At 63.7% G+C, this 15612-nt stretch carries 1 protein-coding gene; it reads left to right on the plus strand.

Going from position 1 to position 15612, the window contains the following annotated elements:
• Window positions 1–48: 48 nt before the first annotated feature.
• The gene (locus ACTJK9_RS24160; protein ID WP_440816776.1) at window positions 49–15609 is read left to right on the plus strand and encodes a non-ribosomal peptide synthetase; all 15561 of its coding nucleotides are present in this window, start codon (window positions 49–51) and stop codon (window positions 15607–15609) included.
• Window positions 15610–15612 lie beyond the last annotated feature (3 nt).

The following is a 15612-nucleotide window of genomic DNA, read 5'->3' on the forward strand; positions in this document are numbered from 1 at the left end:
GGACGACGTGCCTTTGTGCTTCCTGCCTACTGATCCGGATGCTAAGAAATGAATGCTGAAGACTCCTTGAAACTTGCTCGCCGGTTTATCGGGTTGCCCCTGGAAAAGCGCCAGATGTTCCTCGCGGCCCTGCAAAAGGAGGGCGTGGATTTCGCCCGTTTCCCGATTCCCGCCGGGATCGAGGCCGACGATCGCCAGGCGTTGTCTTACGCGCAGCAACGGATGTGGTTTCTCTGGCAACTGGATCCGCACAGCGGCGCCTACAACTTGCCGGGCGCGGTACGCCTGACCGGGCGGCTGAATCTGTCAGCGCTGGAGCAGGCCTTTGCTGCGCTGGTGGCGCGACATGAAACCTTGCGCACGGTGTTCCAGCGCCAGGCGGATGACAGCCTGCTGCAAGTGCCGGCCCCGGCGACCTTGAACATCCATCATGAAGATTTCACTACGCTGCCGGCCACCGAACGCGAGGAAGCGGTTGTTCGTGCCGCCGAGCAGCAATCGGTGTTGCCGTTCGATCTGGCGGTCGGGCCGTTGCTGCGAGTCACCTTGCTCAAGCTCGCCGAGCAGGAGCACGTCTTGCTGCTGACCCTGCACCACATCGTTTCCGATGGCTGGTCGATGAACGTGCTGATCGACGAATTCATCCGTTGCTACGACGCCTTTGACGCCGGCCAGTCGCCGGCGCTGGCAGTCCTGCCGGTTCAGTACAGCGATTACGCCCTGTGGCAGCGTCGCTGGCTGGAGGCCGGCGAGCAAGCGCGGCAACTGGAGTATTGGCAGGCGCAACTGGGTGATGAGCATCCCGTGCTGGAACTGCCGCTGGACCATTCGCGTCCGGCCATGCCGAGCTATCGCGGCACGCGCCATGAGTTTGCCGTCGACGGCCAGTTGGCCGACCAGCTGCGCGCCACCGCGCAACAACATCAGGTCACGTTGTTCATGTTGTTGCTTGGCGCGTTCAATGCGCTGCTGCACCGTTACACCGGGCAGACCGATATCCGTGTCGGCGTGCCGATTGCCAACCGCAATCGCGCCGAGATCGAAGGTCTGATCGGTTTCTTCGTCAACACCCAGGTGCTGCGCACAAAAGTCGATGGCCAGACGCGCGTCGATGCGTTGCTGCAGGCGGTCAAAGAGACGGCGCTCGGCGCCCAGGCGCATCAGGATCTGCCGTTCGAGCAACTGGTCGAAGCACTGAAACTGGAGCGCAGCCTCAGTCACACGCCGCTGTTCCAGGTGATGTACAACCACCAGCCGCAGGTGGCCGATATCGCCGCCCTGGGCACAGCCTCGGGCCTGGTGCTCGACAGCCTCGACTGGCAAAGCCGCACCACTCAGTTTGACTTGACACTCGACACCTACGAGAAGGGCGGCAAGCTGCACGCCGCACTGACTTACGCCAGCGACCTGTTCGACGCGCCGACCATCGAACGCATGGCGCGCCACTGGTTGCGTCTGCTCAAGGCCATGGTCGCTGATCCTGCGCAACGCATTGGCGAGCTGCCGTTGCTGGACGCGGATGAGCAGTACACGCTGGTGCAGGCCTGGAACGGTGCAACAGCGGTTTATCCCACCGAGCAACCCATTCATCAATTGATCGAAGCCCAGGTGACCCGCACCCCGGATGCACCGGCGCTGGTGTTCGGCGAACAAACCCTGAGCTACGCGCAACTCGACGCGCGGGCCAACCAACTGGCCCATCTGCTGCGTGAGCAAGGCGTGCGGGCCGACAGCCTGGTGGGGATCTGTGTCGAGCGTTCGCTGGAAATGGTCATTGGCCTTTTGGCGATTCTCAAGGCCGGGGGCGCCTATGTGCCGCTGGATCCGGAGTACCCGCAGGAGCGCCTGGCCTACATGATCGAGGACAGCGGCATTACCTTGCTGCTGACCCAGAGCGCGTTGCTGGCGTCGCTGCCAACGGCCGGGGTGAACGTCATTACGCTTGATCAGGAAGCCGAATGGCTGGATCGCTACAGCGAAGGCCGTGTCGAGGCGGTCATCGATCCGCAAAACCTCGCGTACGTGATTTACACCTCCGGCTCCACCGGTAAACCGAAAGGCGCCGGCAACAGTCATGCGGCGCTGGTCAACCGTTTGTGCTGGATGCAGGAGGCTTACCGGCTGGATGCCAGCGATTCGGTGCTGCAGAAGACACCGTTCAGTTTTGACGTGTCGGTCTGGGAGTTTTTCTGGCCGCTGCTGACCGGCGCCCGACTGGTCGTGGCAGCGCCGGGCGCGCACCGCGATCCATCGCTGTTGATCGAGACCATCAACCACTACGGCATCAGCACGCTGCACTTTGTGCCCTCGATGTTGCAGGCGTTCATTCATGAGCCGGGCGTCGAGGCCTGTGTCGGTCTCAAGCGCATTGTCTGCAGCGGCGAGGCGCTGCCGCTGGACGCGCAACTGCAGGTGTTTGCCAAGCTGCCGAACGCCGGGCTCTATAACCTGTATGGCCCGACCGAAGCGGCCATCGACGTCACCCACTGGACCTGTGTCGACGAAGGTGCCGACAGCGTGCCGATCGGACGGCCGATCGCCAACCTGCGCACCCATGTGCTCGACGCCGAACTGATGCCGGTGCCGAGCGGCGTGGCGGGTGAGCTGTACCTGGGCGGAGCAGGGTTGGCGCGCAGTTATCACCAGCGCCCGGGGCTGACCGCCGAGCGTTTTGTCCCGTGCCCGTTCCACGAAGGCGCGCGTCTGTACCGCACCGGTGACCGGGTACGCCAACGTGCCGACGGCGTCATCGAATACCTCGGGCGTCTCGATCATCAGGTCAAGCTGCGTGGCTTGCGTATCGAGCTGGGCGAAATCGAAACCCGTCTGATGCAGCATCCGCTGGTGCGTGAAGCCGTGGTGCTGGTGCAGGGCGGCAAACATCTGGTCGGCTATCTGGTGCTGGAAACTGCTCAGGCAGACGAACAATGGCAACAGGACGTCAAGGCGTGGCTGCTCGGCAGCCTGCCGGAATTCATGGTGCCGACCTACCTGATGACGCTGGCCAAATTGCCGGTCACCGCCAACGGCAAGCTCGATCGCAAAGCCTTGCCGCAGCCGGATGCCGCGCCGCAGCAAGCTTTTGTCGCGCCGCAGGATGCCATGCAAAAAGCCCTGGCGGCGATCTGGGAAGACGTGCTCGGTTTGCAACGCGTGGGGCTGGAGGACAACTTTTTCGAGCTGGGCGGCGATTCGATCATTTCGATTCAAGTGGTCAGCCGCGCGCGGCAGGCCGGGATCCGTATCAGCCCGCGCGATCTGTTCCAGTATCAGACTGTGCGCAGTCTGGCGCTGGTCGCGATCCTCGACAGCCACAGTTCAGTGGATCAGGCGCCGGTCACGGGCGAGGCCTTGTTAGGGCCGATCCAGCAGCAGTTCTTCAGCCGGGTGATGCCTCGGCGTGAACATTGGAACCAGTCCCTGTTGCTGACCCCGCGCGAGGCGCTGAATGCGCAGTGGCTCGATGCCGCATTGACCCATGTGATCAATCATCACGATGCCTTGCGCCTGCGTTTTGTCGAGGGCGCCGAAGGCTGGCAGCAAGCGTACGCCGCACAGGTCGAACGCGCTGATCTGTGGCTGCGCACGGCCGAGACGACCGAGCAACTGACCGCCCATTGCGACGATGCCCAGCGCAGTCTTGATCTGGCCAACGGGCCGTTGTTGCGTGCCGTGTTGGTGACCATGGCCGATGGCAGTCAGCGCCTGTCGCTGATCCTCCATCACCTGGTGGTGGACGGCGTGTCGTGGCGCGTGTTGCTGGAAGATCTGCAGCAAGCCTACGAACAGCTGGCGGCGGGCGGTGGCGTGCAATTGCCGGCCAAAACCAGCGCGTTCCAGAGCTGGACGGCGCGCCTGAGCACCGAGGCTTCGCGCTTCGACGATCAACTGGCTTACTGGAAAGCCCAGCACCACGACGCACGGGATCTGCCGTGCGAGCGCCCTGAAGGCAGCCTGCAAAACCGCTTCGGGGAAAAGATCGAATGGCGTCTGGACGCCGAGCGCACGCGCCAGTTGCTGCAACAGGCGCCGGCGGCGTATCGCACGCAGGTCAACGATCTGCTGCTGACGGCACTGGCGCGCACCATCAGTGGCTGGAGCGGTCAGCCGGGCACCTTGATTCAACTCGAAGGCCATGGCCGTGAAGACCTGTTCGACGACATCGACCTGACGCGCAGCATCGGCTGGTTCACCAGCCTGTTCGCCGTCAATCTGGTGGCGAGCGAGGATCTCGACGGTTCGATCAAGGCGATCAAAGAACAACTGCGTGCGGTGCCGGACAAAGGTCTGGGTTACGGCGTGCTGCGTTATCTGGCAGCGCCGTCGGTGCGTGAAGAGCTGGCGTTGCTGCCGCCGCCGCGCATCACCTTCAACTATCTGGGGCAATTCGACCGGCAGTTCGATGAGCAGGCGTTGCTGGTGCCATCCACCGAGTCCGGCGGTGTCGCCCAGGATTCACAGGCGCCGCTGGATAACTGGTTGACGATCGAAGGCCAGGTTTATGGCGGCGAATTGAGCCTGATTTGGGGCTTCAGTTCGCAGATGTTCGACAGTGCCACCGTGCAAAGGCTGGCTGATCGCTACGCCGCCGAACTGACGGCACTGATCGAGCACTGCTGCACCCTCGACACCGCGCAAGCGACGCCATCGGACTTCCCGTTGGCACGCCTCAGCCAGGCGCAACTGGATGCGTTGCCGGTCGCCGCCGCTGTCATCGAAGATGTCTATCCGCTGTCGCCGATGCAGCAGGGCATGTTGTTCCACACCTTGTACGAACCGCAGGCCGAGGCCTATATCAGCCAGATGCGTCTGGACATCCAGGGCCTTGATCCGCAGCGTTTTGCCAGTGCCTGGCAAGCGGCGCTGGCGCGTCATGATGTGCTGCGCAGCAGCTTCCACTGGCAAGGCCTGGACAGCGCCCATCAGGTGATCAGCCGCGAGGTGCAACTGCCGCTGCAGATACTGGACAACACTGACACCGATGCGCTGGCCGAGACCGAGCGGGCGCAGGGTTTCGAACTCGACTGCGCGCCGTTGCTGCGCCTGAAACTGGTGCGCGCCGGCGCCGATCATTGGCACTTGATCTACACCAGCCATCACATCCTGATGGACGGCTGGAGTAATGCGCAGTTGCTCGGCGAAGTGATTTCCCACTACGCCGCCGGGCGCTCACTGCCGGCGCCGGTCGGGCATTACCGCGATTACATGGGCTGGTTGCAGCAGCAGTCGGCGGGCGCCGGCAAGGCGTTCTGGAATGCTGCGCTGGCCCCGTTGCAGGCGCCGACGCTGCTTGCCGACACCCTGCGTCCACCCGTGGGCGGCCACGGCACAGACGAACATCGCGAGGTGCTCGACGAAGCCGCAACACGGCGTCTGGGTGAGTTCGCCCGTCAGCAGAAAGTCACCCTCAACACGTTGTTGCAAGCGGCCTGGAGCCTGCTGCTGCAACGCTACACCGGACAGGACTGCGTAGCGTTCGGCGCCACAGTGGCCGGTCGTTCGGCGCCGCTGCCGGGCATCGAGCAGCAACTGGGGCTGTTCATCAACACCCTGCCGCTGGTGTGCAACCCGCGCCCGGATCACCGCGTCGGGCAGTGGCTGGCTGATCTGCAGGCGCAGAACCTGGCCCTGCGTGAGTTCGAGCATGTGCCGCTGTACGACATTCAGGGTTGGGCAGGGCATCAGGGCTCGGCGCTGTTCGACAGCCTGCTGGTGTTCGAAAACTTCCCGGTCGCCGAGGCGCTGAAACAAGGTGCTCCGGCCGGGTTGACCTTCGGCAACCTGCACAACCACGAACGCACCCACTATCCGCTGACGCTGGGTATCGAACTCGGTGCCACGCTGAGCCTGGAGATGAGCTACGACGCTGCACGATTCAGCGCCGCCCAGGTGCACAGGCTCTGCGCCAACCTGCGCCACTTGCTTGAGCAACTGATCAGCAATGCCACAGGCTGCCTGGGCAACCTGACGCTGCTCGATGACGCCACCACGCGCGCCATGCTCGCCCAGTGTCAGCCGCCAGCGTTGCAGTTGCAGCATGCAGGTCTGGTGCACGAACGCATTGCCGCGCAGGCCAAAGCCACACCGCAGGCGCTGGCCGTGCAGTGCGGTGAACAGCGCCTGAGCTATGACGAACTGAACCGCCAGGCGAATCGCCTCGCCCACCGTTTGCTGGCCAGCGGTGCGGCGCCGGGCAAGCGTGTCGGCCTGGCGCTGCGTCGTGGCCCGCAAATGATCGTCAGCCTGCTGGCAGTGCTGAAGACGGGCGCCGCGTACGTGCCGCTTGATGCCAACTACCCGGCCCAGCGTCTGGCCTACATGATCGAAGACAGCCGTGTCGATCTGCTGCTCGATGAATCCGCTCTCCTGCAAGACGTGCCGCTTGCGGCTGGCCTGGAGTATTTGCAGCTGGACGACATCATCCAGACGCTGGGCGCTTATCCGGACAGCGATCCGCTGAATCACGCCACGGCCGATGACCTGGCCTACGTGATCTACACCTCGGGCTCCACCGGTCAGCCAAAAGGCGTGGCGATTGCTCACGCGGCGCTGCGCGAGTTCTGCCAGACCGGTGCCGAGTATTCGGCGCTCACGGCCGATGATCGCGTGCTGCAGTTTGCGACCTTCAGCTTCGACGGTTTTGTCGAGCAGTGTTACCCGCCGCTGTGTGTCGGCGCGGCGCTGATCATGCGCGGCGACGAACTCTGGGACGTCGTGCAACTGGCGGACGAGATCGTCGACCATGGCGTGACTCTGGCGGACTTGCCGGCGGCCTACTGGTTCTTGCTGGCGCGTGAATGCGCGGGCGGCAACATCACCGGTCTGGGCGCGTTGCGTCAGGTGCATGTCGGCGGCGAAGCCATGTCGGTCGAAGGGCTGCGCCTGTGGCACGAAGCAGGACTGAGCCACGTGCGCTTGCTCAACACCTACGGGCCGACCGAGGCGACGGTGGTGTCGAGCGTTCACGACTGCCGCTTGAGCGATGCCAGCGACAGCTTCGGCATTCCGATTGGCCGGGCCATTGCTGGCCGCGCGTTGTACGTGCTCGACAGCGCCGGGCAATTGCTGCCTGCCGGTGGCGTCGGCGAGTTGTGCATTGGCGCGAGTGCCTGTCTGGCGCAGCAGTATTTCGATCGTCCGGCCCTCACCGCCGAACGTTTCCTGCCAGACCCGTTTGCCACCGAGCCGGGGGCGCGGCTGTATCGCAGTGGCGACCTGGCGCGTTACAACGAAAACGCTGATCTGGAGTACGCCGGGCGTATCGACCACCAGGTGAAGATCCGTGGCTTGCGCATTGAAATGGGTGAAATCGAAGCCTGCCTGCAAGCACAGGAGGGCGTGCGCGCCGCTGCGGTGATCGCGCAGGATTTCCCGGGTGGCGCGCAACTGGTGGCTTATGTGGTGCCCGAGACAGGAACCGAACCTGCGACCGCGCAGGCGCAGTGGCTGGACTCGCTCAAGGCTTCGCTGCAACAGCTGCTGCCTGATTACATGGTGCCGGCGCACCTGCTGTCGCTGGACGCGTTGCCGTTGAACAACAACGGCAAACTTGATCGCACCGCACTGCCGAAAGTCGAGCTGAGCCAGGACCTGTGCGCATATGTTGCGCCGCAGACCTTGCTGCAACTGCAACTGGCGCAGATCTGGGAAGCCGTGCTGGAGTCCGGCGCGGTGGGGCTCAACGATCACTTCTTCGAGCGAGGCGGTCACTCGCTGCTGGCCACCCAGGTGATTTCCCGGGTCCGCCAGACGCTCAAACTCGATGTGCCGATGCGCACCCTGTTCGAGCAGCCGACGCTGCAAGCCTTTGCCGCCGCCTGCGCCACCCTGCAACACAGCGAAAGCGTGCCGATGCTGGCGCTGCAGCGCGGTGCTGCACTGGCGTTGTCTTATGCCCAGGAACGGCAGTGGTTCCTCTGGCAGCTGGAGCCGGACAGTGCTGCTTACCACGTGCCCAGTGCGCTGCGCTTGCGCGGTGCTCTGGACATCGTCGGGTTGCAGAACAGCTTCAATCAACTGGTGGCGCGTCACGAACCGTTGCGCACCACGTTCCACCAGGACGACGAGCGCACTGTGCAGGTGGTGCATGCGCACGGCCAATTGACGATTGAACAGCACAGCCTCGACGCCGAGGACAATCTTTCGAGCTGGGTGCAGGCGCAGATTCGCCAGCCGTTCGATCTGCTGAACGGGCCGCTGCTGCGCGTCAGTCTGTTGCGGTTGGCGGCGGGTGATCACGTATTGGTGATCACCCAGCACCACATCGTGTCTGACGGCTGGTCGATGCAAGTGATGGTGCGCGAATTGATGGCGATGTATGCCGCAGAACGCGCCGGAAAACCGCTCGAACTGGCCGCGCTGCCGCTGCAATACGCCGATTTCGCGCAGTGGCAACGGCAGTGGATGGAGGCGGGCGAGCGGCAGCGTCAACTCGATTATTGGGTGGGCCAGCTTGGCGGCGAACAACCGGTGCTGGAGTTGCCGCTGGACCATTCGCGTCCGGCGGTGCAGAGCTACCGTGGCGCGCGGCTGGAGGCGCCATTGGAATCTGCATTGAGCGCGCAGTTGCAGGCGCTTGCCGGACGTGAGGGGGTGACGATGTTCATGCTCTTGCTGGCCTCGTTCCAGACCCTGCTGCACCGCTACAGCGGTCAGGACGATATCCGCGTCGGCGTGCCGATTGCCAACCGCAACCGCGCCGAGACCGAGGGCCTGATCGGCTTCTTCGTCAACACCCAGGTGATGCGCGCACAGTTTGCCGGCGACCTGAGTTTCCGTGATCTGCTGGCGCAGACCCGGCAGGCTGCAATGGGCGCCCAGGCGCATCAGGATCTGCCGTTCGAGCAATTGGTGGAAGCACTGGCGCCGGAGCGCAGCCTCAGCCACAGCCCGTTGTTCCAGGTGCTGTTCAACCATCAGCGTGACGCCGCGCCGGTCACCGATGTGGCGGATCTGCGCATCGAAGGCCTGCCGTGGGACAGCGCCACCGCACAGTTCGACTTGACCCTGGACACCACGGAAACCGCCGCCGGGCTGATGGTCAGCCTGACCTACGCCAGCGACCTGTTTGAAGCGGCAACCATCGCGCGCCTGTTCGAACACTGGCAGGCATTGTTGCGGGCGATTGTCGCAGCGCCGCAGCAATCGGTCGCTGCGTTGCCGATGCTCGCCGCGCAAGAACGCCAACGGATTCTCGAAGACTGGAACGCTACCGCCACCGAGTACCCGTTACACCTGAGCGTGCAGCAGCTGATCGAGGCACAGGTCCTGCGCACCCCGGACGCCGCAGCGCTGAAGTTCGCCGATGAATGCCTGAGCTACGCGCAGCTCAATGCCCGCGCCAACCGGTTGGCACACAAGCTGATGGCGCTGGGTGTCGGACCTGAAAGCCTGGTCGGCATCGCTGCCGAACGGTCGATGGAAATGGTCGTCGGTCTGTTGGCCGTGCTCAAGGCCGGAGGCGCCTACGTGCCGCTCGACCCGGAATACCCGCAGGATCGCCTGGCCTACATGATCGAAGACAGCGGCGTGCAGCTGTTGCTGACCCAGGCGCATCTGCTCGATGCCTTGCCATTGAACGGGCAGGTGCAAACCCTGTTGCTTGAAGCATCGCTGGAGGGCTTCGCCAGCCACAATCCGGACGTCGCGGTCACCGGGGAAAACCTCGCCTATGTGATCTACACCTCCGGTTCCACCGGCAAACCGAAAGGTGCCGGCAACCGTCATGTCGCCCTGACCAACCGTCTGTGCTGGATGCAACAGGCCTATGAGATCGGCGCGGGCGACAGCGTGCTGCAGAAGACGCCGTTCAGCTTTGACGTTTCGGTGTGGGAGTTCTTCTGGCCACTGATGACCGGCGCACGGCTGGTCGTCGCAGCGCCGGGCGATCACCGCGATCCAGCCAAACTGGTGGCGTTGATCAAGCGCGAACACATCACCACGCTGCACTTTGTGCCGTCGATGTTGCAGGCCTTCCTGCAGGACGCCGACGTTGCCACGTGCACCAGCCTGCAACGCATCGTGTGCAGCGGCGAAGCGCTGCCGGCGGACGCGCAACAGCAAGTCTTCGCCAAACTGCCAACGGTCGGGCTTTATAACCTTTACGGCCCGACGGAAGCCGCCATCGACGTCACGCACTGGACGTGTGTAGAGGAGGGCCGCGACAGCGTGCCGATCGGACAGCCGATTGCCAACCTCGGCTGCTACATCCTTGACGATAACCTCGAACCGGTGCCGACCGGTGTGCTCGGCGAGTTGTACCTGGCGGGCGTCGGTCTGGCGCGGGGTTACCACCAGCGTCCGGCGCTGACCGCCGAACGTTTTGCCGTCAGCCCCTATGGCGATGGCGAGCGGATCTACCGCACCGGTGACCTGGCGCGTTACCGCGCCGACGGCGTGATCGAATACGCTGGCCGGATCGACCATCAGGTCAAGCTGCGCGGCTTGCGTATCGAGCTCGGTGAAATCGAAGCGCGTCTGCTGGAGCATGGCAACGTCCGTGAAGCGGCGGTGCTGGTGATCGACGGCAAGCTGCTGACCGCTTACGTGGTGTTGAACGAAGAAAGCGCGGACTGGCGCGACGCCCTGATGCGGCATCTGCACGCCGGACTGCCGGAGTACATGGTGCCCAATCAGTGGCTGAATCTTGCGCAGATGCCGTTGAGTCCCAATGGCAAGCTGGACCGCAAGGCGCTGCCGAAACCTGAATGGGGGGCGGGCAAGGCGGAATACATCGCGCCGCGCAATGCGCTGGAGCAGCGCATTGCCGCGGTGTGGGCCGATGTACTGAAGCTGCCGCGAGTCGGGCTGGGCGATAACTTCTTTGAACTGGGTGGCGATTCGATCATTTCGATTCAGGTGGTGGCCCGTGCCCGTCAGGCCGGCATCCGCTTTACCCCCAAAGACTTGTTCCAGTACCAGACCGTCCAGGCGCTGGCGGGTGTGGCGACGCTGGGCGATGGCGCGGGGCAGATCGATCAGGGCCCGGTCGGCGGCGCTACGCCGCTGCTGCCGTTCCAGCAGTGGTTCTTCGCGACAGACATTGCCGAGCGTCACCACTGGAACCAGTCGGTGATGCTCAAGCCGGCCATCAGCCTCGAGGCCGTCGCACTTGAACAAGCCTTGCAAGCGTTGATCGAGCATCACGATGCCTTGCGCCTGTCGTTCACTGAAACCACCGACGGCTGGACCGCGAATCACCACGCAACAACCGTCAGACACGAGCTGTTGATGCAGGCTTCGGTCAGCGATGAACAACAATTGCAGGACGCCTGCCTTGCGGCGCAGCGCAGCTTCGACCTGGCGCAAGGCCCGCTGTTGCGTGGCTTGCTGGTGACCCTGGCCGATGGTTCGCAACGCTTACTGCTGGCGGTGCACCACCTGGTGGTGGACGGTGTGTCCTGGCGGATTCTGCTGGAAGATCTACAAAGCGCTTATCAGCAGCGCATCGACGGCAAGCCCCTGGTTCTGCCGGCCAAGACCAGCGCCTTCAAGCACTGGGCAGAACGTTTGCAACAGCACGCGCCACGACTCGCGGGTGAACTCGAGCTGTGGCGTACACAACTGGCCGATGCGCCGGTCGACCTGCCGTGCATCAATCCGCAGGCCAGTCTGCAAAACCGCGATGCGCACACCGTACAGACACGCCTCGATCAAGCGCTGACCCGACAACTGCTGCAACAGGCGCCGGCGGCGTATCGCACTCAGGTCAATGACTTGCTGATGACCGCGCTGGCCCGAGTCATCTGTCGCTGGACGGGGCAGGCTTCGACCTTGATTCAGCTGGAAGGGCACGGTCGTGAAGACCTGTTCGACGACCTTGACCTGAGTCGCAGCGTCGGCTGGTTCACCAGTCTGTTCCCGGTGCGCCTGACCCCGACTGCGTCGGTCGACGGTTCGATCAAGCAGATCAAGGAACAGTTGCGGGCGATTCCCGGCAAGGGCCTGGGCTTCGGCGTGCTGCGTTACTTCGGTGATGAAGCGACCCGCCGTGAGCTGGCGGCGCTGCCGACACCGCGCATCACGTTCAACTACCTCGGACAATTCGACCGCCAGTTCGATGACGGCGCGCTGTTCGCCCCGGCCCGCGAAAAGGCCGGGGACGAACAGAGCCCGTTGGCGCCACTGGGCAACTGGCTGGAACTCAATGGTCAGGTTTACGCGGGCGAGTTGACTCTGGGCTGGACGTTCAGCCGCGAGATGTTCGATGAAGCCACCATTCAGCGACTGGCCGATGAGTACGCGATCGAACTGGCGGCGCTGATCGAGCATTGCTGCGCTGCACAGAACGCCGGCGTCACGCCGTCTGACTTCCCGTTGGCGCCGCTCGACCAGCAACAGCTCGATGCCTTGCCGGACGCCGGTGCCGAGGTCGAAGACATCTACCCGCTGTCGCCGATGCAACAGGGCATGTTGTTCCACAGCCTGTACGAACAGGGTTCGGGGGATTACATCAACCAGATGCGCGTCAGCGTCGAAGGCCTCGATCCCGAGCGTCTGCGTCAGGCCTGGCAGGGCGCCGTTGATCGCCATGGGATTCTGCGCACGCGTTTTGTGTGGATTTCCGAGCAGGAGCAGCCGCTGCAAATCGTCCAGCGTCAGGCCGAGTTGCCGTTCAGCCTGCATGACTGGCGCGGTCGCGCTGACCTTGCGGGAGCACTCGACGTGCTGGCACAGGAGCAACTGCAACAAGGCTTCGACCTGTTGCAGGCACCCCTGCTGCGTCTGGTGCTGGTCCGCACTGACGATGACCGCTTTGAGATGATCTACACCAGCCATCACATTCTCATGGACGGCTGGAGCAACTCGCAGTTGCTCGGCGAAGTGATGCAGCGCTACGCCGGTGAAACCCCAGCCGCGCCGGTGGGCCGTTATGGCGATTACATTGGCTGGCTGCAGCGTCAGGACGGTCAGGCCAGCGAGCGATTCTGGACTGAGCGTCTGGCCGACCTGGATGAGCCGACCCACCTGGCCCGCAGCTGCCTCGATACGCTGGCGACCGCCGGGCAGAGCGGTTACGACCAGCAGACCCGTTGGCTGGACCGTGAGCAGACTCAACGTCTGGGGGCGTTCGCCCGTCAGCACAAGGTCACCCTCAATACCGTGGTGCAGGCCGCCTGGTTGTTGCTGTTGCAGCGTTACACCGGGCAACCGACCGTGGCGTTCGGCGCTACGGTCGCCGGGCGTCCGGCCGAGCTGCCAGGTGTCGAGCAACAGATCGGTTTGTTCATCAACACCTTGCCGGTGATCGCCACCCCGCGTGTCGAGCAATCCCTCGGTGAGTGGCTGCAAACGGTGCAGGCGCTGAACCTGGCCATGCGCGAATTCGAATACACGCCACTGGCGGACATTCAGCGCTGGTCCGGGCAACGCGGCGAAGGCTTGTTCGACAGCCTGCTGGTGTTCGAGAACTACCCGGTGTCGGAGGCGTTGAACAACGGTGCGCCGCAAGGCTTGCGTTTCGACCAGGCACGCAGCCAGGAACAGACCAACCTGCCGTTGACGGTGCTGGTGGACCTGAGCGACAGCCTGTCGTTGCAATTGGCCTATGCCCGGCAGCATTTCAGCGCTGCGCAGATCGAGCAGATCGCCGGCCACTTGCAGCACCTGTTGCAGCAAATGGCCGACTCGCCCGCGCAACGTCTGCTGGCCGATCTGAGCCTGTTCGATGCCGCACAACAACAGGCGACGCTGCACGACTGGAACCGTGCGCCAGCCACCTTTGCCCAAACCCGCACCCTGCCACAGCTGATCGAAGCACACGTGCGTCGCGCACCGCAGGCGATTGCCGTGAGTCTGGGCGAGGAGCAATTGAGCTACGGCGAACTCAACGCCCGTGCCAACCGTCTGGCTCATGCCCTGATCGCGCGGGGTGTCGGTGCCGATGTGCTGGTGGGTCTGGCTGCCGAGCGATCCATCGAAATGATCGTCGGCCTGGTCGCCATCCTCAAGGCTGGCGGGGCTTACCTGCCGCTGGATCCGCAGTACCCGGCCGAACGTCTGCAGTACATGATCGAGGACAGCGGCATTGCCCTGCTGCTGATGCAGCCGGGTGTGCTCGATCACCTGGAGGTTGCCGAGAGCGTTGAAACCCTGCTGTTGGGTGATGACAGCCGCTGGCAGGATCAATTGGCAACCGACCCGCAGGTCTGGGCCGACAGCGCCAGCCTCGCTTACGTGATCTACACCTCGGGCTCCACCGGCAAACCGAAAGGTACGCTGCTGGCTCACGACAACGTGCTGCGCCTGTTCGAGGCAACAGAGCCTTGGTTCAGCTTCGGTGCCGAGGATCGCTGGACGCTGTTCCACTCCTACGCGTTTGACTTCTCGGTCTGGGAAATCTTCGGCGCACTGCTGCATGGCGGGCGCCTGGTGATCGTGCCGCACAGCGTCAGCCGCTCACCGCAGGAGTTCCATGCGCTGCTGTGCCGCGAGCGGATCACCGTGCTCAACCAGACGCCGTCGGCATTCAAGCAACTGATGCAGGTCGCTTGCGACGCGCCCCAGGATCCGCAACTGTCGTTGCGTTACGTGGTGTTTGGCGGTGAAGCGCTGGAAGTACGCAGCCTGCGCCCATGGTTCGAACGCTTCGGCGATACCGCGCCACAGCTGATCAACATGTACGGCATCACCGAAACCACGGTTCATGTGACTTACCGTCCGTTGACCCTGGCCGATCTCGAACAGGACGCCGGCAGCCCGCTGGGCGAGCCGATCCCGGACCTGGGCTGGTACGTGCTCGACGCCGACCTGAAACCGGTGGCCAAGGGCTGCATCGGCGAGTTGCACGTCAGCGGCGCCGGGCTGGCACGCGGTTATCTCAAGCGTGCCGACCTCAGCGCCTTGCGTTTCGTGCCCAACCCGTTCGGGGGCGACGGTGCGCGGCTGTATCGCACCGGTGACCTGGCGCGCTATCGCGCCGATGGCCGGATCGAGTACGCCGGGCGCATCGACCATCAGGTGAAGATCCGTGGTTTCCGGATCGAGCTGGGTGAGATCGAGGCGCAACTGTTGGCACTGCCGCAAATCCGTCAGGCCGTGGTGCTGGATCAGCCAGGCGCCGGCGGCGTGCAGCTGGTGGCGTATCTGGTGGCCGATCAGTCGGTCGAACTCGACCAACAGGGCCAGTGGCGTGAGCTCCTGCGCCAGGCGCTCAAGCACAACCTGCCGGATTACATGGTGCCGGCGCACCTGTTGCTGCTCGACAGCCTGCCGCTGACCGCCAACGGCAAGCTTGACCGCAAGGCCCTGCCACAACCGGACGCCAGCCTGCTGCAAAACAGCTATGTGGCGCCTGATAGTGAACTGCAACAGCAGATCGCCGGGGTCTGGGCCGACGTCTTGAAACTGGAGCGGGTCGGCCTGACGGACAATTTCTTCGAACTCGGCGGCCATTCGTTGCTGGCCACCCAGGTGGCCCTGCGTCTGCGCGAGTTGCTGGGCTTCGACGTGCCGTTGGCCAGCCTGTTCGCCAGTGCCGATCTGGCGGCTTTCAGCGACGCCGTACAAGCCCTGCAACCCGATTTGCAGCCCGTTCATGATGTTTTGGCTAAATCCTTGGAGGCTCTCAATCGTTTATCAGCAGATGAACTTGAAAAACTGATTTCCTGAGAG

This window comes from Pseudomonas sp. 22082 (genome assembly GCF_052046055.1).
Classification (GTDB): domain Bacteria; phylum Pseudomonadota; class Gammaproteobacteria; order Pseudomonadales; family Pseudomonadaceae; genus Aquipseudomonas; species Aquipseudomonas pharyngis.